General features: G+C 36.9%; 22 protein-coding genes. 13 read left to right on the top strand and 9 right to left on the bottom strand.

Annotated elements, in window-relative coordinates; all coding sequences use genetic code 11:
* Window positions 1-89 precede the first annotated feature (89 nt).
* The 5 genes from H4J67_RS08635 (at window position 90) to H4J67_RS08615 (ending at window position 3,600) form a co-directional block, all read left to right on the top strand.
* On the top strand, window positions 90-362 hold the full coding sequence (locus H4J67_RS08635) for a DnaJ domain-containing protein (RefSeq protein WP_182203482.1): 273 nt from the start codon (window positions 90-92) through the stop codon (window positions 360-362).
* 21 nt (window positions 363-383) lie between these two features.
* On the top strand, window positions 384-848 hold the full coding sequence (locus H4J67_RS08630) for a hypothetical protein (RefSeq protein ID WP_182203481.1): 465 nt from the start codon (window positions 384-386) through the stop codon (window positions 846-848).
* 87 nt (window positions 849-935) lie between these two features.
* On the top strand, window positions 936-1,583 hold the full coding sequence (locus tag H4J67_RS08625) for a hypothetical protein (protein ID WP_070376444.1): 648 nt from the start codon (window positions 936-938) through the stop codon (window positions 1,581-1,583).
* Between the two features lie 63 nt (window positions 1,584-1,646).
* Complete coding sequence (locus H4J67_RS08620) at window positions 1,647-2,567, top strand: hypothetical protein (protein ID WP_182175726.1); 921 nt, start codon at window positions 1,647-1,649, stop codon at window positions 2,565-2,567.
* A 310-nt stretch (window positions 2,568-2,877) separates the two neighbouring features.
* Window positions 2,878-3,600, top strand: coding sequence for a hypothetical protein (locus H4J67_RS08615; protein WP_182175727.1), 723 nt, complete (start codon window positions 2,878-2,880; stop codon window positions 3,598-3,600).
* A gap of 88 nt (window positions 3,601-3,688) precedes the next feature.
* Here H4J67_RS08615 and H4J67_RS08610 read toward each other — a convergent pair whose 3' ends face one another.
* Window positions 3,689-5,530 (bottom strand): M2 family metallopeptidase, encoded by a 1,842-nt coding sequence (locus H4J67_RS08610; RefSeq protein WP_182203479.1) that lies wholly within the window; start codon window positions 5,528-5,530, stop codon window positions 3,689-3,691.
* Window positions 5,531-6,279: 749 nt separating this feature from the next.
* On the opposite strand from H4J67_RS08610, the gene H4J67_RS08605 reads away from it, so the two are divergent.
* The 3 genes from H4J67_RS08605 to H4J67_RS08595 all read left to right on the top strand — a co-directional run bounded on the left by H4J67_RS08605 (window position 6,280) and on the right by H4J67_RS08595 (window position 9,496).
* Window positions 6,280-6,900: a TetR/AcrR family transcriptional regulator gene (locus H4J67_RS08605; protein ID WP_070376448.1), complete on the top strand. Its 621-nt coding sequence runs from the start codon at window positions 6,280-6,282 to the stop codon at window positions 6,898-6,900.
* A 161-nt stretch (window positions 6,901-7,061) separates the two neighbouring features.
* Entirely contained in the window at window positions 7,062-8,075 is a 1,014-nt protein-coding gene (gene nagZ, locus H4J67_RS08600) for a beta-N-acetylhexosaminidase (protein WP_182203477.1), read from the top strand.
* Window positions 8,076-8,119: 44 nt separating this feature from the next.
* Complete coding sequence (locus H4J67_RS08595; RefSeq protein WP_182175730.1) at window positions 8,120-9,496, top strand: DASS family sodium-coupled anion symporter; 1,377 nt, start codon at window positions 8,120-8,122, stop codon at window positions 9,494-9,496.
* A gap of 93 nt (window positions 9,497-9,589) precedes the next feature.
* Here H4J67_RS08595 and H4J67_RS08590 read toward each other — a convergent pair whose 3' ends face one another.
* From H4J67_RS08590 to nhaB, 3 genes are all read right to left on the bottom strand, one after another.
* Window positions 9,590-10,306, bottom strand: coding sequence for a ZIP family metal transporter (locus H4J67_RS08590; protein ID WP_182203475.1), 717 nt, complete (start codon window positions 10,304-10,306; stop codon window positions 9,590-9,592).
* Window positions 10,307-10,462: 156 nt separating this feature from the next.
* On the bottom strand, window positions 10,463-10,981 hold the full coding sequence (gene dsbB, locus H4J67_RS08585) for a disulfide bond formation protein DsbB (RefSeq protein WP_182175732.1): 519 nt from the start codon (window positions 10,979-10,981) through the stop codon (window positions 10,463-10,465).
* A 228-nt stretch (window positions 10,982-11,209) separates the two neighbouring features.
* Window positions 11,210-12,784 carry a sodium/proton antiporter NhaB gene (nhaB, locus tag H4J67_RS08580; protein WP_182203473.1) on the bottom strand — a complete coding sequence of 525 codons (1,575 nt, stop codon included), beginning with the start codon at window positions 12,782-12,784 and terminating at the stop codon, window positions 11,210-11,212.
* Window positions 12,785-13,597: 813 nt separating this feature from the next.
* Here nhaB and fadR point away from each other — a divergent pair.
* Complete coding sequence (gene fadR, locus H4J67_RS08575; protein ID WP_070376454.1) at window positions 13,598-14,308, top strand: fatty acid metabolism transcriptional regulator FadR; 711 nt, start codon at window positions 13,598-13,600, stop codon at window positions 14,306-14,308.
* A 59-nt stretch (window positions 14,309-14,367) separates the two neighbouring features.
* On the opposite strand, the gene H4J67_RS08570 is transcribed toward fadR, so the two are convergent.
* The 4 genes from H4J67_RS08570 to sodB all read right to left on the bottom strand — a co-directional run bounded on the left by H4J67_RS08570 (window position 14,368) and on the right by sodB (window position 20,087).
* A complete protein-coding gene (locus tag H4J67_RS08570; RefSeq protein WP_182175734.1) occupies window positions 14,368-15,861 on the bottom strand; it encodes a SpoVR family protein in 1,494 nt (497 codons plus the stop codon).
* 26 nt (window positions 15,862-15,887) lie between these two features.
* The gene (locus H4J67_RS08565; RefSeq protein ID WP_182203472.1) at window positions 15,888-17,165 is read right to left on the bottom strand and encodes a YeaH/YhbH family protein; all 1,278 of its coding nucleotides are present in this window, start codon (window positions 17,163-17,165) and stop codon (window positions 15,888-15,890) included.
* Between the two features lie 45 nt (window positions 17,166-17,210).
* Window positions 17,211-19,145 carry a PrkA family serine protein kinase gene (locus H4J67_RS08560; protein ID WP_182175736.1) on the bottom strand — a complete coding sequence of 645 codons (1,935 nt, stop codon included), beginning with the start codon at window positions 19,143-19,145 and terminating at the stop codon, window positions 17,211-17,213.
* A gap of 360 nt (window positions 19,146-19,505) precedes the next feature.
* The gene (gene sodB, locus H4J67_RS08555; RefSeq protein WP_182175737.1) at window positions 19,506-20,087 is read right to left on the bottom strand and encodes a superoxide dismutase [Fe]; all 582 of its coding nucleotides are present in this window, start codon (window positions 20,085-20,087) and stop codon (window positions 19,506-19,508) included.
* 311 nt (window positions 20,088-20,398) lie between these two features.
* Here sodB and H4J67_RS08550 point away from each other — a divergent pair, with 311 nt between their 5' ends.
* From H4J67_RS08550 to H4J67_RS08535, 4 genes are all read left to right on the top strand, one after another.
* Entirely contained in the window at window positions 20,399-20,737 is a 339-nt protein-coding gene (locus H4J67_RS08550) for a Grx4 family monothiol glutaredoxin (protein ID WP_070376459.1), read from the top strand.
* 141 nt (window positions 20,738-20,878) lie between these two features.
* Complete coding sequence (locus H4J67_RS08545) at window positions 20,879-21,484, top strand: peroxiredoxin (protein WP_182175738.1); 606 nt, start codon at window positions 20,879-20,881, stop codon at window positions 21,482-21,484.
* A 110-nt stretch (window positions 21,485-21,594) separates the two neighbouring features.
* Window positions 21,595-21,831, top strand: a complete 237-nt coding sequence (locus tag H4J67_RS08540; RefSeq protein WP_182203470.1) for a hypothetical protein — start codon at window positions 21,595-21,597, stop codon at window positions 21,829-21,831.
* Between the two features lie 494 nt (window positions 21,832-22,325).
* Window positions 22,326-22,700 carry a hypothetical protein gene (locus H4J67_RS08535; protein WP_182175740.1) on the top strand — a complete coding sequence of 125 codons (375 nt, stop codon included), beginning with the start codon at window positions 22,326-22,328 and terminating at the stop codon, window positions 22,698-22,700.
* Here H4J67_RS08535 and rnt read toward each other — a convergent pair.
* Window positions 22,697-23,410 carry a ribonuclease T gene (gene rnt / locus H4J67_RS08530; protein WP_182203469.1) on the bottom strand — a complete coding sequence of 238 codons (714 nt, stop codon included), beginning with the start codon at window positions 23,408-23,410 and terminating at the stop codon, window positions 22,697-22,699. The two genes, H4J67_RS08535 and rnt, sit on opposite strands and share 4 nt — an antisense overlap.
* Between the last annotated feature and the right edge of the window lie 33 nt (window positions 23,411-23,443).

Raw genomic sequence — 23,443 nt, 5'->3', positions numbered from 1 at the left:
ATGTTAATTATGTAATAGCGAAGGTAAAATTGCGCCAATTGTGTCAACAGTCATTTTTATGTTGTCTTGCTAAAGGTAGTTGAAATTTTATGGATTATTTTGAACAGTTAGGCGTGAGTAGGGTGTCAACCACCATCGAAATTAAAAAAGCTTATCGAAAACTTGCCAATAAATATCACCCAGATAGAAATGATAATGTTGAAGCCAAAGAACAGTTTCAACTTATTCAAAAAGCATATGATGTTATTTCTGATCCAAAAAAACGGTCATTATATTTAAAAAGTAACTATACGGTGATAACCGATCCGCGAGAAATTGCTGATTCTTTTTGGCAAAGTGCCTTTAATCAAGCGCAGAATTAGCCTTTTTACTAGGAGATTTGTATGCAATCCCAAACTAACTTACCCGAATATTTAACGGATGATTTCTCTATGTATTTAGAGAATATGAATTCATTATCGGATCCAGAAAATCCTGATCTATTATCAAATTATTTATCAAATTTGTTTGAACAATTAAAGCAAATGCCTTTATTATTTAATGGCATGGTTGATCAATTGGCGATGGCTATCTCAACTAAGGTAAGAATCGATAGTAAAAATTTATCGACAATCGAGCTTAACGATGAACCAGAGTGGGCTGACGTTAAGCCTTTTGTCGGCGTTCATGCTGATGCTCGAGCATGTATTACTGAAATAATGGCGCATGCTGAAGACGACTTGAAAAAAGCTATTTTGCTGATTCATTTCTATAATGGTTATGATGCAACGCCCTTAAAAGCCGAAGAAGATTATTACGCTCAAGTCGATGATGACGATGAATCTAATGATTATGATGAGAACTACTAAGCTTAATCAATAAGAGTGTAATTAAGTTTAACTCACCATTAAAAACCGAAATAATCGACAAATAAATATAAGTTTTAAGGAATCAACTTGACAAAAAATGCATTAATTCTAGCTAGCGATATTATAGAACAAGCACAACACAGCGGTAGACGTGCAGGCACTTCATTAGAGGCGATTGCCTCTGAGCACGGCGACGAAAAAATGCTGGCAGTGTTAACCGAGATGGATATTTTAACGGTAGCAAAAATTGTCAGAGAGCACGATGCCACCATTCCCTCTATTGCCACATGGTTAATGGATGCTGAGTCAATAAAACAACTCTTAAATGTTGAACCATCTTACTGGCAAAATATTGATGAAGACCACGTCTTTTGTGCACAAACAGAAGCGCATAGTTTGTTAACGCAAATATTTCTTTCTTCTGATGATGAAGAAAAACAACGAGAAGTATTAACGGCGATAGTTGAAGACGACTTTGGTCTTTTATACTTGTCTTTACCATTCATCGGCCATGATTTTTCAGAAATTGAAGAAGATGAAGAGCAAACCTCTGGTAGTATTGAAGAATTATTAATGAAAATAAAATCCTTAAGCGAAGAAGCTTATCGTGAAGTAATGACGGTTAGTACCAATGGCACACTCGATAATATAGAGAATGCATTAAAGCAAAATGCAAATAAACAAAGAGTGACTGCTGTAGAAATGGATACCGACGATATGTTTGCGCCTCTTTAACGCTAAACCGCCACCGTATTTATTTAGCTTATAATCACCGCTTTAATTGATTGGAATTCATCAATGAACATTGCAGAGTTAAGAAATTATCCGTTTTTACTTTTAGTATTAAGAGACGGGGAAAGTGAAGGTTTTTTTACGCCTGAATTTATGCATAAAACTAAACAACAGTTATCTGATATGTCTTTGAGAATAGCGTCTGATAATCTATCAATAATTTATGCTGATCAAATTAAAAAAGGCTGTGAAATTGTTCTGGGAATGAGCAATTTAGGTTTGTTAGACCTTTGTGATAACGATACATATAAGGCAAAAGAAATCTTAAAAAGCCAAGGTGTTGTTTATTGCTTTCGGGCAGGCTGGGCAAAGTATGCCCAGTTAAAAACAATATCCCCTTCATACTTCGAAGAAATATCTATTCGCCGTTATGCTTTAGCCATCAATGATGCAACTGATATCAGAGTTATGCATACAGCGTTAGTTAATGAAGGCTATAAAAGTGCCAAGTTATTACAAGTTTATAAAAGCATTGCCGCAGATTATTGTGCAACCACTTTACTTGTTGACGATGATGAAGAGGTATTGTTGTTTGAATTACAAAAATTTCTAAACACTGCCATTGCCTTATTACTTATCGATAGTGATAAAAAAGTTTTTACTACGAGTTTGTACGAGCAGTTGAATACTTATCTGACCAAAACAGATAAACAGGCCCTACTGACTAAAGTCAATACGTGTATTGCCAGTTTTACTGAACAATTATCAGTTTTAACTAAAGGTTACCTGCAAGATATAAAGTTATTAACGTTCACAGAACTTAAGGGCATTATTGATCAACAAGAAAATCTCTCTATTTATATTCAGGAGATATTAGAACTGCCTATCACTGTTGCTAATGAGCTCAATGGCGACTTTGACGGTGGCTATGACTTTCATGCTGACGATGAAGATGATTTGGCTTATTTAAGACCTGAAGGGCAATAATAAAAGTATTAAGAAATACTTAAAAGTAAGCGATAACTTGTTAAATACCGTGCACTAGTGCGGTTATTTCTCTGTGATAACTCAACCCCAGATAAAATTTTCAATGCTATTCATTATTAGCGCTTTTTTTTAGTTTTTGTTAATACAATTAAACCTTCCCTTTATTAAGTTTAGACCTGTCGGTTGAAATATTACTTTCTGTGTTGATAAAATATATCTAAGGCAATTACTTGTACAGATTGGTTGACGTAAAGTTTAGGTTTAAGCTACCTTACTCATCATATTATTATTTTTGGACAAAGGGTTATGGATGAATAGAATAAAGAGGCGTTTTTTACCTGTTGTTTGTTGGGTTGCTGGTAGTGTAATAGTGAGTGCTTGTTCTTCTTTACCTGTTTATCTGAACTTGTCTAGTGACGCGATAGTGGTTAATGCTAAAAAGAACAGCCCTGAGTTAGCCGATGAATTTACAGTAGACATAGGTGATAACTTATTAACTAAAGTGTCAGGTAGCTACTTAGAACAAAAAACGCAGTCTGTTAGTTTACTTACTCATATTAAGTTTATTTACGATGAACACCCAGGATTAAGCAAAGGAAAAACCACCTTGTTAGGCATGAGTCGCTCAGGAGGCAATGCCGCTTGTTTTAATGACGCTGAGTATGATGATGGTTTGGTTAAATTTTGTTTATTTGATGAAAACAAAGATGGGTATTTTGAATTGGGAACTTTTGCTGGCGATGAAAGTGTTACTTTAAATATCCCTTATAATATTTTTAGCGATAAAAGTAAGACACCTGAGAAAGGCTATTTCAGAAAAACACTCTCTTATAAAGGATTATCAAACGGTAAAATTAACTTTAACTATGCTGAATACTCAGCAAACATGGCTAAAGCGACTTTTAGCCAAGATTTTTCTATAGAAAATAAACAAGGCGCGCATATCCTATTTAATTTCAAAGGCGCTGAAATAAAAATCAAGCAAGCGACGTTGTTAAATGTTACCTATGAAGTCATCCAATACTTTAAGTAATTATTTTAGTTCCCATTCTCCCCAATAAAAAAGCCTGATAAGTCAATTATCAGGCTTTTTTCATAAAAATTATAATGGCATTAAAAGATTAGAAACCACATTGCTTGCCTTTGTTCTTCTCTTTTAACCAGACTTGTAAAGGAGCAAAGTAATCGAGTACTGCGGTTGCGTCCATTTGTTTACTCCCAGTCAATACTTTATAAGCTTCTTGCCAAGGCTGACTAGAGCCCATTTCTAACATGGTATTAAGTGCTTTACCGGCAGTCTTAGAGTTGTAAATTGAACAGCGATGAATGGGATCGGTATTACCTGATATTTCACAAAGCGCTTTATGAAACTCAAATTGTTGAATATGCGCTAAGAAATATCGACTGTAAGGTACGCCACCAGGCACATGGTATTTCGCACCGGGGTCAAATGCATCAACTTCACGAGCTACGGGTGCAGCAATGCCTTGATACTTTTGACGTAATTCCCACCAAGCTGTATTGTAATTCTCTGGTGTAATTTCTCCTGAATAGACTTTCCAACGCCATTGATCAACCATTAAGCCAAAGGGGATAAAGGCTATTTTCTCTAACGCCATTTTCATTAATAAACCAATATCTTTTGATTCGTCAGGGATAGTGTCGATTAAGCCAATTTCTTTCAAGTATTTAGGTGTTACTGAAAGTGCAATGGTGTCACCAATCGCTTCATGAAAACCATCGTTGGCACTATTTTGAAAATAAACGGGTTGATCTTGGTAAGCGCGCTGATAGAAATTATGACCAAGTTCGTGGTGAATAACGTTGAACTCTTCGCCGGTTTTTTGAATACACATTTTAATGCGAATATCATCTTTTGCATCAAGATCCCAAGCGGAAGCATGACAAACAACATCGCGGTCTGCTGGTTTAGTAAATAATGATCGCGTCCAGAATGTTTCAGGTAATGCTTCGAACCCTAAAGATGTAAAAAAGGTTTCAGCCCCTGCAACCATTTTAATTTCGTCATAGTTATTTGCAGCTAACTGCTCGGTAACATCATAACCTGGATCTGCATTCTCAGGAGCCACTAACTCATAGATATTCCCCCATGATTGCGCCCACATATTACCCAACAAATGAGCGGGAATGGGTTGGTCTTGTGCTACTTTGTCTTCTCCATAGGTTTTGCCTAGTTCACTGCGAACATAGCAATGAAGGTCATCGTACAAGGGTTTTACTTGTCCCCATAAACGGTCAAGTTCTTTAGCGAAATCGTCAGCAGGCATATCGTAGTTTGAACGCCACATGGCGCCTAAGTCTTTGTAGCCTAGCCCTTGTGCACCCTCATTGCCTAATTCAGATTGACGAACAAATAAAGGTTTCATCTCTGGACTAATTGTTCGCCAGCCTTGCCACATTTCTAGCAATTCGTCGTAATCACGTGATGTTGCCATCGTCGAAGTCATTTCACCTAAGCTCAATGTTTTTCCAGCTTGGGTCGTGTATGTTCCTTTACCGTACATGCCGCCAAGTTCAGAGCCAATTTTTGCCAGTTCAGCTGACTTTTCAGAATCTTGTGGCGCCGGCATAACTAAGCTTTGCTTTAAGGTATTTAATTTTCTACGTTGAGTCTCTGTAACATCGACATCGTCAAATTTAGCTGCTGCCATAGCGAAACGAACGCCAGCTTCTGTCGATTTTTGGTTTGCTGCCGCTGATAGGGCAGCGGTATCATCGGTAATAAAATTTGAATAAATCCATTCGGCGCGGCTCCCCTCAATACCCAGAGCGATTAATTCTTTTTCGGTAGCGTTAAGAAATACATTCGCATCTTTTGCCGTTAATGCTGGAGCTACTTGCGTTTGTGCTTGTTGAGTTTGTGTAGCATTTTCACCATTACATGCAGTAAGTGAGGCCAATACACACAAGGCTACGCTTGTTTGTTTGAATAGTTTTATCATAAAAGTCTTATATTTTTATTATTGATAGATAATGAGTCACCAGTATATAAAATTGTCTAGTCCGCTTAAAGCTTTGACCGCAAAAACTGATCAAACTTTCACAATACTCTGTGATTAAGTAGATTTGACTCATTATCTTACTAGATAACTAACGGGTAAATGTTCATGCGGTTAATGCTAAATAAAGTTAGGATTTAACATCTCCTATGTAGATTAAATCAGATAAGCCAATAGGGAAGTAACAAAGTATCTAAACGTTTTAGTTGTTTCGATAAAAAAGCACCAAACGCTTTTACGTTTAATGCTTTTTTATCGCCATATGATGCGCTTTACTTTCAGTGTGTAAACTTAAACTTAACCTTAGCGAATGTGACTAAAGTCAAATTAGGCTTATAAAGGGAGAATTTAATGCTAGGGTTTAACTTTTATTCATGGGCTGAACTGAAAGCCATCTCCAGTACATTGTTTGCTTCAACATTCGCTTCAATAAAACGTAAAGATCTACATTGCGGTTGTTGCGAATATAACAACGTTTGCTCTGTATTGTGAACGCTGCGATATTCATCTGGCTGTGAATAGGTTAATAGAGGAGGTAGTCATACCAAAAATCAAGCTATCTCATTGAATTAAAATGAAAATAGATTGATCTGTATATTCATTGTTGCGTTATTTCAAACGCTTGTTTAAACTAGGCTTAATTAATGATGAATATTTTCATTTAGGGCGCAGGTAAGAGGTACCGTTGGCACATGAGTACAAAAAACAAAATTTTAGATGCAGCAGAAAAATTATTTGCGACGCAAGGTTTTAATGGCACATCATTAAGAGAAATTACTAGCCAAGCAGAAGTTAATTTAGCCGCGGTTAATTACCATTTCGGCTCTAAAAAAGAGTTAATAAAATCAGTAATGTCTCGTTATATGAACGAGCTTTCACCCCGTTTAGAATTATCGCTAGTGAATATATGCGAACAAGATGATTTAACCTTACTTGAAGTGTTTTCAGCTTTTATTGAACCCTTGTTATCATTAAATGAATTTAAAGAAAATGGTACCAGTAATTTTTTACAATTATTAGGACGAGGTTATAGCGATAGCCAAGGCTTTTTGCGCTGGTTCTTAACGACACAATACCCAGGCGTTATTAATAACTTTGTTAAAGCGGTGCAAAAAGCTTATCCAGAGCTTACTGCTGAGGAAATGTTTTGGCGTTTGCACTTCACTATGGGCACAGTGGTTTTTACCATGTCTTCGAGTGATGCTTTAATTGATATCGCTAAAAGTGATTTTGATCGTAATATGGATATTGCCGGCGTGATTAAACAAGTTATCCCTTATGTCGCCGCAGGTGTTGCTGCTCCTTTACTTTAATCTGACTCTTTTATCATTTTGATATGATATATCCGTGATACTTCAATCTGTCAGCGATAATTTTCAGGTATCACCGTTATATATCAATATCAGCCTTTGTAATTACTATTGATTTAGGTAAAGTAGCAACATCAAAAACTTATCATCTTCAAAGTGTGTATATGGGTCCTATTATGCTGGATGTGCTTGGCACATCTTTAACGGCAGAAGACAAAGAGCTTCTGCAACATCCTCTTGTTGGCGGGTTAATTTTATTTACTCGTAATTATGAATCTCCTGAACAAATTGCTGAATTAACTGCTGACATCCACCGTGCCGCTAAAAAGCCATTGATTATTGCCGTTGACCATGAAGGTGGTCGAGTTCAGCGATTTCGTGATGGCTTCTCTCTTATTCCGGCAATGGGTAAAATTTGGCACTTTGCCGAAGAAAATATTAGTGTGGCGCAAGAGCTGGCTAAACAAAGTGCAATATTAATGGCATTAGAAGTTCAAGCCGTCGGTATTGATATCAGTTTTGCACCTATTCTTGATATAAACGATATTAGTGCTGTTATTGGCGATAGAGCTTTTCATAAAAATCCAGAAATTGTTTGTCAACTCGCCAGTGCTTTTGTCGATGGCTTACATTTGGTTGGCATGAAGGCTACGGGGAAGCATTTTCCTGGTCATGGCAGTGTTGAAGCAGATTCACACCTTGCGTTACCTATTGACTCTCGTTCACGTGATGAAATATTTGCTGTTGATATGTTACCTTTTAAAACGTTAATTAATAACAATAAAGTCGATGCATTAATGCCTGCCCACGTTATTTTTCCTGACGTTGACCCCGAAGCAGTCGGTTTTTCTCCTTACTGGCTCAAAGATATTTTGCGTAAGCAACTTGGCTTTAGTGGTGTTATTTTCAGTGATGATTTATCGATGGAAGGTGCTGCATGTGTTGGTGGGTATGTTGAACGTGCTGAAGCAGCCCAACAAGCAGGTTGCGACATGCTATTACTGTGTAATAACCGAGATAGCTGTATAGATGTCATTGACCATGCCAATATTATTATTGATGAAGAAAGTAATCAGCGCTTATTACGTTTATTGAAAACGTCTACGACTGGGCTCAATGAGTTAAAGGCAAATACTCATTGGCAACATGCTCGACAAGCATTAGCCGAATACTTATAAAATAACCTTATCGTCCTCTTAAAATAATAAAAATAGAGAGTTAAATGAAGTTAACTAAACAAAGTTTTATTGTCTTAGCACCCGCGCTAGCCTTTGGTTTTTACTTTTTGCTACTTTGGTTAGGCTTAGCAGAAAAACCCGCAACTGCGGCGGCAATAACATTACTCACCGTTATTTGGTGGGTCAGTGAAGCGATACCCATTCCTGCTACATCTTTAGTCCCTTTTGCTTTGCTGCCACTACTGGGGGTTGTTGATCATAAAACAGTAGCTTCATCATTAGGTAGTCACGTTATTTTATTGTTAATGGGCGCATTTATGCTCTCTAAAGCGATAGAGAAAAGTGGAGCACACCAAAGACTTGCTGTTTACATGGTTAAGTTAGTCGGCGTTTCAAGTGGGCGGCGATTAGTCTTTGGTTTTATGTTAGCGTCTGCTTTATTAAGTATGTGGATTTCAAATACCGCAACGACGTTGATTATGCTGCCGATTGCATTAGCTATACTTACTCATGTAGATAACAAAGAACTTAAAGTCGCTTTAATTTTAGGTATTGCCTATGCTGCGTCGGTTGGCGGTATTGGTACCCCGATTGGTACGCCACCCAATGTTATTTTTATGGGCATATATGAAGAAAATACGGGCCGAGAATTTGGGTTTTTATCATGGATGAAAATAGGCGTTCCGATAGTGTTAATCGCTTTACCTATTATGGCATTCTGGCTAACAAGAAAGGTAAAACTCGACCATGAAATAAAGTTACCCGCGCAAGGCGAATGGCGAAGTGAAGAAAAAAGAACGCTTTGGGTTTTTGGCCTTACAGCACTCGCATGGATCACTCGCTCAGAGCCCTTTGGTGGATGGAGTGACCTATTAAATGTTCAAATTGCGGGTGACAGTACCGTCGCTTTATTCGCCGTTGTGTTAATGTTTTTAATCCCTAATGGTAAGGGCTCGCGCCTGCTTGATTGGGACACTGCTAAATCAATACCGTGGGGAATGTTGTTGTTATTTGCTGGTGGTATTGCCATTGCTAAAGGGTTTGTTGAATCAGGTTTAAGCCAGATACTAGGCGAATGGCTGTCTTCGTTGGCTAATTTACCGGTAATTGTGATGGTACTGACAATTTGTTTAGTGGTTACTTACCTTACAGAAATTACCAGTAATACCGCGACAGCAACTTTGCTTATGCCTATTTTGGCTGTAGTTGCCACCTCTGCTGGTTACGACCCCATGGTATTAATGGTGCCCGCGGCTATGTGCGCGAGTTGCGCTTTTATGCTGCCTGTTGCTACTGCGCCTAATGCAATTGCTTATGGTACGGGTGAACTTGAAATTAAAGATATGGTGAAAGAAGGGGCAATATTAAGTTTTATCTTGTCTTGTTTAATAGCAATGGTTTGCTATTTATTTTTGTTATAACAAAAATAAGGGGCTAAACTTTAGCCCCTTTATCTTCATTACCTAGCATAAATGTAATGGTAAATTATGGTTCTATTATAATGCCATTATGATTTATGTTGCTGTTAACATTAGCCCTAACATGCCGAGAGTAAAGCCTAACACAGCGCCCATTGGTGGAGCCCAATGATTTTCTAATTTCACTTGTGGTGCCAAGTCTTGAAATATTGAATAAAGAATTCCGCCAGAAGCGAAAAGCATAACCGCGCCAATAATTTTGGGGGACTCCGATAGCCATAAATAGCCAGAAATTGCTGCGATAGGCCCAAGTATTGCCATTAAAGCAAAGACCATGATAATTTTTTGCGGTTTATAAGTTGAAGAAGCACTTAACTCACGATAAGCGCTAAATCCTTCTGGTAAGTTTTGTAAGGCAATTAAACCAGCTAGCAAATATGCACTACTACTTCCTGTTGCGAATGCTGCGCCAAGTGCGATTGATTCTGGAATAAAATCAGCAAGCATTGCTGCTAGTTGACTAGCAGGTGTATCTATTTTTTTAAGATAAATATCTAGTGCCATAAAGCTAAACCCACCAACAATAAACCAAATGCATGCGGGTAATATATCAAGGCTTTCTATACCTTCGGGTACCAAAACTAAGGCAACTGCTGACAACAGCGCTCCGCCACCAAAAGCCATAACGCTATGTCTGAGCTCTTGCTCAAGCCAGTCATTGCCAATTTTTTCTACGTAGGCTAGAACAGCACCTAGTGGCATAGCTAAACCGGCAAGGAATGTTGATACGATAACAGTGAGTAATATAGACATGTTTTTATCACTTAAGCAGCAATGGCCCCATTGTGAGACTATACTTAATATAATTAGAGTAGTTAGGTTGTTGAAGGCCAATAAAGGCCTTATAAAGTGACTACTCTGTTCTGTGACCCTTCATTAAAGCAGCGATTAATTCGACATTTTAAATGATCACAGGGATTTTTTATTAATCAGTTGAGCTAATAGAATAACCACTAGCGCAGCAGTAAAACTACCAAAAACAACAATCATCATTTGTGGCATCGTATAGCCGAAGAATTGCCAATTAATATCACCACAATCTCCCGTTGCTTCAAATAACGAAGGTAACCATTCGTGTAATGGGGCCCAACTTGGAAAGTTAGGTACAAACTCACAACTATAGAGAAATGATAATGTAGCTGATTGAATTTCAACGTGCTCAATGGCAATTAATAACCCCCATATAGCGGCACCCCCCCAGAGTGTAAATGCGACTGATCGTAAGACAATATTTTTATTGCCCATGCTACCAACTATGCCAGCAAAGAATATTCCCCATAATGCTGTTCTTTGGTAAATACACATAATGCAAGGAGCTAATCCCATTACGTATTGAAAATAAAGAGCCAATAATTCTAATCCAAAAACGGTTAGGCTAAGTAATTGCCAAGCGCGAGTGTTTACCGATAAATCACTTAAAAATTTCAAAAGTTTTCCTTAATCATGTTCAATGTTGCTATTTTAGATTGTCGTTTAGTTAACTAAAGCTGGGTCACATATTGACACATCCAATTGATGTAATCGTGACATTAGCGTGATAGTTGCTAGTACTTATTTTTGTTTGGTACAAAAATGATTTTTATCATTAGCATCAATAAAGCGCCAAAAGGGCGCTTTATTGATAAAAGTTAACAGTAAAACTACTAAATGTTAACTTTAGTGCCCTTGTGAAGAAGAAGTCCCACCTTTAGTTGTGTGATGCTTAATTAAACCCGAGTCATAAAAATCTTGTGTCGATTGCTCTAAATGACCTGAAGAAATAGCAAGTAAACCAACAATGGTCAATACGATAGTATAAGGGAAAGCCATAATAACCATACGGCCATATGACAATCTAACTAAGGGAGCAAGCGCTGAAGTTAATAGGAATAAAAACGCAGCTTGACCATTTGGTGTCGCAACACTTGGCAAGTTAGTGCCTGTGTTAATAGCAACCGCAAGTAAATCAAATTGGTCACGGTTTATTATTCCTGAAGACAGTGCTTTTTCAATTTCAGTAATGTATACCGTGCCAACAAATACGTTATCACTGACCATAGATAATAGGCCATTAGCTAAATAAAACATGACTAATTGCATGTTACCTTCAAAAGTTAATACCCAAGTGATGACTGGCGTAAATAATTGTTGGTCAACAATAACGGCAACGATGGACAAAAACACCACTAATAGCGCGGTAAAAGGTAATGCTTCTTCAAAGGCATGGCCAATTTGATGTTCTTCAGTTACACCTGTAAAAACGGTTGCAAGTATAATAACGGATAAACCAATTAAGCCAACTGGTGCTAAATGTAATGCTAAACCAACAATCAACCAAACGGCGATTAACCCTTGTACGACTAATTTTACATTATCACTTTTATTGCGTTTTTTACTTTCTTCAATGTCGAAGTCACCTAATATTTGATAAACATTTTCTGGCAGGGCAAAACCATAACCAAACCATTTGAACTTCTCTAATAAAGCACATGTGATTAAACCGGAAACAAATACAGGAATAGTAACGGGCGACATCCGAATGGTGAATTCAATGAAATCCCAACCGGCTTGCTGACCAATAATCAAGTTTTGTGGCTCGCCCACGATAGTACATACACCACCTAAAGCGGTACCAACACCCGCGTGCATTAATAGGTTACGTAAATACCCTCTAAAGCTTTGTAAATCACTTTTTATATCATCATCATCGGGATTGTCATGGGGATGGTCTTCACCTATAGAGGCAGCTTTATGATAGACAGAATAAAAACCTAGGCCAACGCTGATAATTACCGCAATGACGGTTAGTGCATCTAAAAAGGCTGATAAAAAGGCCCCTGAAAAACAGAATAATAATGACACCACTATTTTTGAACGGATCTTAGTGACTATTTTCGTGAACAAAAAGAGCAATAAACTCTTCATAAAATATATTCCAGCAACCATAAAAATCAGCAGTAGAATTACTTCGAAGTTAATCATTAATTCATGTTTTACATGAGCCGGTGAAGTCATACCTATGGCAATAGCTTCAATCGCCAATAAACCGCCGGGTTGCAGCGGGTAACATTTTAATGCCATTGCTAAAGTGAATATAAACTCTATGACTAATGCCCAACCTGCAACATAGGGGTCAACATAGAAGAAGAGGATAGGGTTAATCACTAAGAATGAAATAATTGCCAGTTTGTACCACTCTGGCGAGTTGCCAAGAAAGTTTTTATAAAATGCACTCATGAAGGATTGTTGCATAATTGGCCTGTTTGTTTTAAGAATATGACGATTTTTTGTCGTCTTGAATGGAACTATTTTTTATTATATTGGTAAAAAATGCATAGTAGTTTAAGTGCAATTGAAAAGCTTGTAAATAATCTATCTTTATATAGCGTAATCGTGTCCTTTTCTTCTGATAATATCAGGCATAAGCCCTTTATATTATTTAATAACTTAGCAGCAGTGATATTTATTGAATTGCTGTTTTGCTTAACATGCTTCGACCTTGCAGTATTAAATATTGCCTTTACAAATACACACTTTAACCCTGCGTTAAACATCATCGATTGAACTATAAATTCAGAATTAGTATGCTAATTATAGATTTCTCGTACGACTTCGCAGAATATAGCATGTTGATATTGCTAAATTATTGAGTTAGTCGATGTTTCTGCATAAAAAGTGCTTAATAAGAGAAAAATTTCACTAGGGGGTGTTTTCTTGACTTAATTCATCGCTTCTTATCAGGCATTAGCTTTGAATATTAATAGTTTGTTAGACATTAGTTCAGTATTGACTTAAAAACTAAATACTAAATTGCATTTTGACTTACTGACTTTATCTACAAATGAAACTATTTATTATTCATAAATTATAGGCTTATCTCTCTGCAGCCGATAATAAATAGGGTTTAGCTCTGTTGTTTTTCACAAAATATAGCGTGAGGTTGCCACTAAAAAGCCACATAAGTGATCGAAGTTAGCAGTAACGTCGAATTTATCCGCTTGTACCAAATAGATGTTCTGGTACAATCAGTTAAAATTTTAAGATTAAGATATTGTGTGGAGCAGTATGGTTATCAAAGCACATAGCCCAGCAGGGTTTGCAGAGCAATATATTGTTGAGTCTATTTGGAACGGTGGTTTCCCCCCCGGTTCTATACTTCCGGCTGAACGAGAGTTATCTGAACTCATTGGCGTTACACGTACCACGTTACGTGAAGTTTTACAGCGCTTAGCACGAGATGGCTGGTTGACTATTAAGCACGGTAAACCCACTAAAGTGAATAACTTTTGGGAAACCTCTAGTTTAAATATTCTTGAAACCTTGGCTCAACTTGATCAAGAAGGCATACCTGATCTAGTTGACAATTTAATGTCAGCTCGGACAAATATCAGTGCCATTTACATTCGTGGCGCGATTAAAAATAATCCTGAAAAGGCTATTGAGCTCATTAAAGCCTATGAAGACGTTGAAGATAACGGTGAAGCCTTTGCTGAATTTGATTACCGATTAAATAAAGAGTTAGTGGTTGCTTCTGGAAACTCTATATATCTACTGATTTTAAATGGTTTTAGAGGCTTGTACTCTCGTTTAGGGACTCTATATTTTGCGCATCCTAAAGGTCGTGAAATTTCACGCGACTATTATAAAAAATTAATTGAACTAGCCAGCGAAAATAAATTTGATGAATCTATATTTGCCGTACGTAAATATGGTATTGAGTCAGGGAAACTTTGGCTAGAACTTAAAGATGACGTATTAAAAGAGTTATCAGAATAAATTATCTATAGTGATTAAAGGCAAGGGTTAACTTGCCTTTAATTATCTTCATTGCTCTCTCATTCTGGATATTGTGCAATAACTTCTTCATCCCCCTCTTCATTGTTCTGCACTAACTGCACGTTAAATTGCCATAAGGTGTATAAATGTTTCATTACTTCATCTTTTGAATCATCTAGCGGAACATTTTGGTGTGGTGTATATTTTAATGTTAGCGATCGGTCACCATCAATGTCAGCATTTGTTACCTGAATATTAACCTCTAGATTACTCAAATTATACTGTTCAGATAACGCGCTTCTTACTTTTTTGTAGCCACTTTCATTGTGAATAGCCGCCACGTCAATAAAATTTTCTTTTTCATCATCGTGTAAATAAAACAGCTTGAAATCGCGCATTAGTTTTGGTGATAAATACTGACTAATGAAGCTTTCATCTTTGAAATTTTCCATGGCAAAATGTAAAGTATCTAGCCAATTACTGTTGGCTATTTCTGGAAACCATCGTTTATCTTCTTCTGTTGGGTGTTCACATATTCTTCTAATATCTATAAACATATTAAAGCCTAACGCATAAGGATTAATGCCAGAATAATGAGGACTGTTGTAATTGGGTTGTGCGACAACATTGGTATGGTTATGTAAAAATTCCATCATGAACTTATCGGTGACTAGACCTTCATCATATAAATGGTTTAACAGTGTGTAATGCCAAAAACAGGCCCAGCCCTCGTTCATGACTTGTGTTTGTTTTTGTGGATAAAAGTATTGTGAGATTTTTCGAACAATGCGTACAATTTCTCTTTGCCATGGTTTTAGTAACGGCGCATATTTTTCAATGAAATATAAAATATTTTCTTGCGGTTCATTTGGAAATGTCGGTTTCTTATTCTTAGCATCACCTTTGTTTTTCGGTAATGTTCGCCACAATGTATTCACCTGCGATTGTAAATATGCTTCACGGTCCTTTTGACGTTGTAACTCTTCCTCTAATGATATTTTTTGTGGACGTTTATAGCGGTCAACTCCGTGATTCATTAATGCATGACAAGCATCTAAGCATGATTCAACCTCACTAATGCCAAATTTTTGTTCACATTCGCTAATGTAGTTTTTAGCAAACAATAAGTAGTCAATTATTGAGCTCGCATCAGTCCAGGTTTGGAATAAATAATTACCTTTAAAAAAAGAATTATGTCCGTAACAAGCATGTGCTATGACGAGTGCTTGCATGGTCATAGAATTCTCTTCCATTAAATATGAAATACAAGGATCAGAATTGATAACAATTTCGTAGGCTAAGCCCATTTGACCACGTTTATAGTTTTGCTCTGTTTGAATAAATTTTTTACCAAATGTCCAATGGTTATATCCAATAGGCATACCGACACTAGCGTATGCATCCATCATTTGCTCTGCGGTGATCACTTCAATTTGGTTGGTGTAAGTAGTCAATCGATAATGCTTTGCAACCCGTGCAATTTCAGTTTGATATTGATCAAGTAAGTCAAAATTCCAGTCACATTGGTCACTTAAGGGTTTACGTTTGTCCATTATTTGCCTCCTTTGCCATTATTTACTTAGGCTGCGCTACTCTGTTTTTTCTTGAAAAGCTCTCTAAAAACAGGATAAATATCTTCAACGCTTTTAATATGTTGTATTGCAAAATATTCTGTATAGGCTGCAATTTCTTGGTATTGCTGCCAAAGTGTTTGATGAGGTCGTTGTGATATTTCAATGTAACTAAAGTAGCGTGCTTTAGGTAGAATATGTTCAGTGAGTAACTTTTGACAACGAGGAGAGTCATCGGCCCAGTTATCACCATCAGAGGCCTGCGCTGCGTAAATATTCCATTCGTTTTCCTTATAACGCTCATCCATTATTTTAATCATTAAATCTAATGCACTTGAAGCAATAGTGCCGCCAGTTTCTTGCGAATAAAAAAACTCTTCTTCATCAACCTCTTTTGCTTGTGTGTGGTGTCGAATATAGACCACATCAATTGTTTTATAGGTGCGGGTGAGAAACAAATACAATAAGAGATAAAAACGTTTGGCAATGTCTTTAGTGGCTTGGTCCATAGATCCTGAAACATCCATTAAACAGAACATCACCGCCTTTGATGTAGGTAGGGCTTGTTTTGCATAGTTTCTAAAACGTAAATCAAAGGTGTCAATAAAAGGGACTTTACTGATTTTACCTTTAAGCATATCGATCTGATTGTTTAGGTCTTTAATTTTTTGGACATGATCATGTTTATCAGCCATTAATGCTGCTAAGGCAAGTTCAAGGACTTTCAACTCTTTACGCTTGGTTGATGTCATGGCAATACGTCTTGCTATTGATCCCTGTAGCGATTTTACAATATCTATATTTGAAGGGACGCCTTCAGCACAATAACCAGAGCGAACAGTCTTATAATCAATTAACGTATCTAATTGGTTCATTTTTAAATTTGGCAATTCAAGATCTTCAAAAAGTAAGTTCAAATATTCATCTTTAGAAATAGAAAAAATAAAATCATCATCTCCCTGACCAGTGTTACTGGCATCACATTCACCGCTACCTTGTCCTTGCTGCGGAGGAGGGCGTTTGATTTGATCGCCAGTTGAAAATTGGTCATTACCCGGGTGAACTCTATCTTTAACACCCCCTCTGCCCTGGTGAAAAACAGGTTCAGATAAATCTTTTTTGGTGATGGTAATGTCCTGACCACGATCAACATCAGTAACACTGCGTTTATTAATCGCTTGTTCAACGGATTTCTTTATTTGGCTTTTATAGCGTTTAATAAAACGCTGGCGATTAACCGTGCTTTTGTTTTTGCTATTTAAGCGTCTATCAATAAAATTCGCCATATTTTCCTCCTACTTTATTGGCTTTTTAAAACAATAAAGTACAAGTTAAGAAGATTTTCTTACGCGTAAATACCACTCTGACAGTAACCGCACTTGTTTTTTTGTATAACCTTTACTCATCATGCGTTCTATAAAATCGTCATGTTTTTGCTGGTCGTCATTCGATGTTTTGGTGTTAAAGGAAATAACGGGTAATAAATCTTCAGTATTCGAGAACATTTTTTTCTCAATAACCGTGCGGAGTTTTTCGTAACTTGCCCAGTTGGGGTTCTTACCGTTGTTATTCGCTTTAGCACGTAATACAAAATTGACAATTTCATTACGAAAATCTTTAGGGTTACTAATGCCTGCAGGTTTTTCAACTTTTTCTAATTCATTATTTAAGGCTTCTCGGTCGAAAAGCTGTCCAGTTTCAGCATCGCGATACTCTTGGTCTTGTATCCAAAAATCAGCATAAGTGACATAGCGATCAAAGATGTTTTGTCCATATTCAGAATAAGACTCTAGATAAGCCGTTTGAATTTCCTTGCCAATAAATTCTATGTATTGGGCTGACAAGTAACCTTTAATGAATTCTAAATACCGTTCGGCTGCTTCTTGGGGTAATTGATCTCGTTCAATTTGTTGCTCGAGTACATAAAATAAATGTACTGGGTTTGCGGCAACTTCTAAATGATCAAAGTTAAAAACGCGTGATAATATTTTAAAAGCAAAACGTGTTGATAGCCCAGACATACCCTCATCCATCCCCGCATAATCACGGTATTCTTGATACGATTTAGCTTTTGGGTCGGTGTCTTTTAAACTCTCGCCGTCATAAACGCGCATTTTAGAATAAATACTAGAGTTCTCAGGATTTTTTAAACGTGATAGTACCGAAAACTTTGCTAAGGTTTCTAACGTATCTGGCGCACAATGTGCATTTTTTAATTCACTGTTTTCGAGTAATTTTTTATAAATTTTTACTTCTTCAGAAACCCGCATGCAGTAAGGGACTTTGACCATATAAACGCGGTCTAAAAAGGCTTCGTTGTTTTTGTTATTTCTAAAGGTTTGCCATTCTGACTCATTAGAGTGCGCAAGCAAAATGCCATTAAAGGGCAGGGCTGATAAGCCTTCTGTTGGATTATAATTACCTTCTTGTGTTGCTGTTAACAACGGATGCAATACTTTAATGGGGGCTTTGAACATTTCGACAAATTCCATCATGCCTTGATTCGCTCGACACAATGCGCCTGAATAACTGTAGGCATCAGGGTCATTTTGTGAAAAGTGCTCTAATTGTCGAATATCAACTTTACCAACAAGGGCTGAAATATCTTGATTGTTATCGTCACCAGGCTCTGTTTTTGCAATGGCTATTTGATCAAGAATTGAAGGATATAACTTAACCACCTCAAATTTTGCAATATCACCTTGATATTCATGTAGCCTTTTAGCCACCCATGGCGACATAATGGTCTTTAAATAACGTTCTGGTATTTTATATTCTTTCTTTAATATCTTACCATCTGCATTTGCGTCGAATAAACAAAAGGGGTGGTCATTTACTGGGCTTCTTATGCCATTAGCACTGAGCACATAGATAGGCTCTTGCTGCATTAATGCTTTTAATTTTTCAGCTAATGATGATTTCCCTCCCCCCACAGGCCCTAATAAATAAAGAATTTGTTTCTGTTCTTCCAATCCTTGCGAAGCATGTTTAAGGTAGGCAACAATCTGCTCTATAGCGTCTTCCATGCCATAAAAGTCCTTAAAGGCAGGATAGCGAGCAATTACCCTATTAGAAAATATACGGCTTAAGGTAGGTTCATTTGAGGTGTCTATCATTTCAGGATCGCCGATGGCCTTTAATAAGCGCTCAGAAGCGGTGGCGTAAGCAAGTTTGTCTTTTTGACAAATAGCTAAAAACTCTTGAATACTAAAGTTCTCTTCTTTAGCTTCATCGTAACGTGATTGATAATGCTGAAAAATACTCATAACTGCCTCCATAAGGGAAAAAATTTGCAGATGAGTAAAAACTTACCGTAGTACAAAGTCGATATTGTTTAACTCATTCAAATAAGACCAAGAAACTATCGATAATCGCTTCAACAAGACACTAAACTTTGCATTGAAACGAGTATGTCTACCATTAAGTCTAGACGGTATTTTTTAAGGGAGAGAATAATTAGAGGTTTTTTTTGTAAGCAAAGAGGAAATTATAGAAATCTTTTATATTGAATTAAAAAAAAGGACACTTTTATTGAATTTTATGCATAAAAAAACCAAAGTAGATACTCTGGTTTTTAATAAAATTATTCATTAAAGGTTAATAAATCAATCTTTAATGAATATAAATTATGCGAAGTTTGCCACAGCAAAATCCCAGTTAGCTAATGCCCAAAAACCAGCCATGTAGCTTGGACGAAGATTACGGTAATCAATGTAGTAAGCATGTTCCCATAAATCTACTGTTAATAACGGTGTAACGCTCTCATCAGTTAATGGTGTTGCAGCATTTGAAGTGTTAACGATAGCAAGGCTACCATCTGCTTTTTTCACTAACCATGTCCAGCTTGAACCAAAGTTGTTGATTGCACTTTCAGTAAATTTTGTTTTAAATTCAGCGAAAGAACCAAAGCTTGCATTGATCGCATCAGCTAAAGCGCCTGTTGGTTCACCGCCGCCGTTAGGGCTTAAGCTGTTCCAGTAGAATGTGTGATTCCAAATTTGTGCTGCATTATTGAAAATGCCTGCTGATGAAGTCTTTACGATGTCTTCTAAAGACTTGCCTTCAAAATCAGTACCTTCAATTAATCCATTAAGCTTTACAACATAAGTGTTGTGATGCTTACCGTAGTGAAACTCAAGTGTCTCAGCTGAAATATGTGGTACAAGTGCATCTTGTGCATAGGGTAATGCGGGTAATTCAATAGCCATTAGTTTCTCCAGAAATGGGTTATACAAATTTATTTTTGCGCAAAAATAAAGAAGTTGTGTGCTTTTATTTAAAAACCAGTTAAAACCTAGTAAACTAGTCAGGTATTATTAAAGCCTGACTAGTGTACCCATTTATATAGGTTTTGCCAGTGTAAATATCAAGCCTGTTATTGTTTATTCTACTAAATAAGTGCTTTTTAGTCTTTATTACCTTGATTATTTTAGTGTCAGACTCCATTAATCAAAGTAATAAACACTAAATTTTATATTGTAAAGATCGAGGTTTTTTCGGTCGTAATTAGAGGTATCCCATGGAAACTATTGAACGTATCAAAGAACAACTTTCTGAAAACACTATTTTGCTTTATATGAAAGGTTCTCCTAAATTGCCTAGCTGTGGCTTTTCTTCACAAGCATCACAAGCACTAATGCAGTGTGGTGAAAAATTTGCTTATGTTGATATTTTACAAAACCCTGATATTCGTGCCGAATTGCCAAAGTATGCTGATTGGCCAACATTCCCACAATTATGGGTTGACGGTGAATTAGTCGGTGGTTGTGACATCATTATGGAAATGTTCCAACAAGGTGAATTACAAACCTTGATCAAAGAAGCTGCAGAAAAAAATAATTCTGAAGAAAAAGCTTAATATCATTTTAGAAACTGACGTTAGCTAAATTTTTTATTAAAAAAGATGAAAAGTAAGTTGAAAATCACCTTATCGTCTCAATAATAGATGTACGTCAGTTTTATGATTTAAATCAATTTAATAAAAATATTGGAGAAAAAAATGAGTGTATTAGTTGGCCGTGCAGCACCAGATTTTACTGCAGCAGCAGTTTTAGGTAGTGGCGAAATTGTTGATAGCTTTACGTTATCGACAGCAATTAAAGGTAAAAAAGCCGTAGTGTTTTTCTACCCTCTAGATTTTACTTTTGTTTGTCCGTCTGAGTTATTAGCTTTTGATCACCGTATGGAAGAATTCAAAAGCCGTGGTGTTGAAGTTATTGGTGTTTCTATCGATTCACAATTTTCTCATAACGCATGGCGTAACACTCCAGTAAACGAAGGCGGTATTGGCCCGGTACAATATACTTTGGTTGCTGATACAAAGCATGAAATCTGTAAAGCCTACGATGTTGAACATCCTGAAGACGGTGTTGCATTTCGTGGTTCTTTCTTAATTGATGAAGAAGGTAATGTACGTCATCAAGTGATTAACGATTTACCATTAGGTCGTGACGTTGATGAAATGATCCGTATGGTTGACGCATTACAATTCCACCAAGATCACGGCGAAGTTTGTCCAGCTGGCTGGAATAAAGGTGATAAAGGTATGACTGCTTCTCCTGAAGGCGTTGCATCTTACTTAGCAAACAATGCTGACAAGCTTTAAGATAAAAGCTTAGGCTTTAGTTAGCCGATGTAATCATTAAAAGTAATAAAAAAACCGCTTAATTGCGGTTTTTTTATGTTCAGGAAGAACGGTATGTCACGGTGCCAAGGATGGCAAAGAGTGAAGATGTTCAGGAAGAACGGTATGTCACGGTGCCAAGGATGGCAAAGAGTGAAGATGTTCAGGAAGAACGGTATGTCACGGTGCCAAGGATGACAAAGAGTGACGATGTTCAATCCCGTCATACTGAATTTATTTCAGTATCTGTTTTTTGTTTTTTCAAAGACGAGAACCTCAAACAAGTTCAGGATGACGGTGCTTTTTGTGAGTTTTTTTTAAGTATATAAATTACTGGCTCCTGATCCCGTCATGCTGAATTTATTTCAGTATCTGTTTTGTTTTGTCAACGACGAGATCCTGAAACAAGTTCAGGATGACAGTGTCTTTGTGAGTTGTATTTAAGTATATAAATTACTGGCTCTTGAGGTCGTCATGCTGAATTTATTTCAGTATCTTTTTTTTGTTTTGTCAACGACGAGATCCTGAAACAAGTTCAGGATGACGGTGTCTTTGTGAGTTGTATTTAAGTATATAAATTACTGGCTCTTGAGGTCGTCATGCTGAATTTATTTCAGTATCTGGTTTTGTTTTGTCAACGGCGAGATCCTGAAACAAGTTCAGGATGACGGTGTTTGTTGCGAGTTTATTTCAGTATTAGGGTAACGGTGGCTTTATTAAAGAGGATAAATAATAGAAAGTGACAGTGTTTAAAATTAAGCTAATCAAAAGTTGAAAATCAACCTACACTTAATTTATCACCTTATTGATTTCTGGAATCGTTTTGTTTGTACCTAAGACGCTTTATGAGAACTTACCGTTCGCGTATTTTATTGTGAGTGGTTATTTACTTGCCTTTAATATGACATTGCCTATGCTTATTTCTGCGGGACTATTCTACAGTGCTGCTTGTGTTACATTAGTTACTCGTTCGGCTCGTCGAAGACTCGATAAACAAAAAAAACTCGGCATAAAAAATAAAACACCTGAACTCTTCTATGAATATTTACCCTATATTTACAACGTTATTGGGGTATTTACTCTGATGGTCACCAAAAATTCACTCTTTCAATTTTTTGCATTCACTTTGATAGTTTTAGCGGTTAGAAATCTATTGTGCCGACATAATAACCGCAGTAGCTCAGCTAAATTATTTTAATCGCATGTCGTTGTATCACTATCTTGTTGTTCTTCATCGGCTATTGCTAGGGGCCACCCCCCCATTTTTTGCCATTTATTAACAATAAAACAAAAAAGCTCAGCGGTTTTTTCGGTATCGTATAATGCCGAATGAGCCTCACTGTTATTGAAGTCTAACCCTGCGGCTAAACAGGCTTTTGCAAGAACAGTTTGTCCAAGCGCTAAACCAGATAATGTTGTGGTATCAAAGCTAACAAAAGGATGAAAGGGTGATCGCTTTATTAAACAACGTTCAACGGCTGCATTGACAAACCCCAAATCAAAAGCGGAATTATGAGCAACCATAACGGCACGCTGGCAGCCGGCAATTTTCATCTTTTTTCTAATTAACTTAAAAATTTCTGTTAACGCTTTGTTTTCATCAACAGCACCACGTAATGGGTTTGTTGGGTCTATGCCAGTGAACTCTAATGCCGCTTGCTCTAAGTTGGCGCCTTCAAAAGGTTCTACGTTAAAGTGAATTGTTTCATCAAGAGAGAATTGACCTGTACTTTCATCTAGCGATAAAGTTGTTGCTGCTATTTCCAATAAAGCATCAGTTTGTGAATTGAAACCTGCTGTTTCAACATCGATGACTACTGGGAAATAACCTCTAAAGCGCTGTGCAAAAGCACTTTTAATATTTTTATCAGCAGAACTCTTATTTTTAGTATCAGGATTTATACTCATGTTTACATCTTTTTTAAGTTAGCATTCAATTTC

The sequence above is a fragment of the Colwellia sp. BRX10-4 genome, from assembly GCF_014077465.1.
Lineage (GTDB): Bacteria > Pseudomonadota > Gammaproteobacteria > Enterobacterales > Alteromonadaceae > Colwellia_A.
Note: the sequence above shows the minus strand (reverse complement) of the source record. Positions and strands in the feature narration are given on the sequence as shown.

Coding starts and splice junctions, on each gene's coding strand:
- fadR (WP_070376454.1), top strand. CDS start 13,598: ATGGTTATCAAAGCACATAGCCCAGCAGGGTTTGCAGAGCAATATATT.
- nagZ (WP_182203477.1), top strand. CDS start 7,062: ATGGGTCCTATTATGCTGGATGTGCTTGGCACATCTTTAACGGCAGAA.
- nhaB (WP_182203473.1), bottom strand. CDS start 12,784: ATGCAACAATCCTTCATGAGTGCATTTTATAAAAACTTTCTTGGCAAC.
- H4J67_RS08540 (WP_182203470.1), top strand. CDS start 21,595: ATGGCAAAGAGTGAAGATGTTCAGGAAGAACGGTATGTCACGGTGCCA.
- H4J67_RS08615 (WP_182175727.1), top strand. CDS start 2,878: ATGAATAGAATAAAGAGGCGTTTTTTACCTGTTGTTTGTTGGGTTGCT.
- H4J67_RS08565 (WP_182203472.1), bottom strand. CDS start 17,165: ATGGCGAATTTTATTGATAGACGCTTAAATAGCAAAAACAAAAGCACG.
- H4J67_RS08545 (WP_182175738.1), top strand. CDS start 20,879: ATGAGTGTATTAGTTGGCCGTGCAGCACCAGATTTTACTGCAGCAGCA.
- H4J67_RS08605 (WP_070376448.1), top strand. CDS start 6,280: ATGAGTACAAAAAACAAAATTTTAGATGCAGCAGAAAAATTATTTGCG.
- sodB (WP_182175737.1), bottom strand. CDS start 20,087: ATGGCTATTGAATTACCCGCATTACCCTATGCACAAGATGCACTTGTA.
- H4J67_RS08560 (WP_182175736.1), bottom strand. CDS start 19,145: ATGAGTATTTTTCAGCATTATCAATCACGTTACGATGAAGCTAAAGAA.
- H4J67_RS08610 (WP_182203479.1), bottom strand. CDS start 5,530: ATGATAAAACTATTCAAACAAACAAGCGTAGCCTTGTGTGTATTGGCC.
- H4J67_RS08620 (WP_182175726.1), top strand. CDS start 1,647: ATGAACATTGCAGAGTTAAGAAATTATCCGTTTTTACTTTTAGTATTA.
- H4J67_RS08630 (WP_182203481.1), top strand. CDS start 384: ATGCAATCCCAAACTAACTTACCCGAATATTTAACGGATGATTTCTCT.
- H4J67_RS08550 (WP_070376459.1), top strand. CDS start 20,399: ATGGAAACTATTGAACGTATCAAAGAACAACTTTCTGAAAACACTATT.
- H4J67_RS08590 (WP_182203475.1), bottom strand. CDS start 10,306: ATGTCTATATTACTCACTGTTATCGTATCAACATTCCTTGCCGGTTTA.
- H4J67_RS08595 (WP_182175730.1), top strand. CDS start 8,120: ATGAAGTTAACTAAACAAAGTTTTATTGTCTTAGCACCCGCGCTAGCC.
- H4J67_RS08570 (WP_182175734.1), bottom strand. CDS start 15,861: ATGGACAAACGTAAACCCTTAAGTGACCAATGTGACTGGAATTTTGAC.
- rnt (WP_182203469.1), bottom strand. CDS start 23,410: ATGAGTATAAATCCTGATACTAAAAATAAGAGTTCTGCTGATAAAAAT.
- H4J67_RS08635 (WP_182203482.1), top strand. CDS start 90: ATGGATTATTTTGAACAGTTAGGCGTGAGTAGGGTGTCAACCACCATC.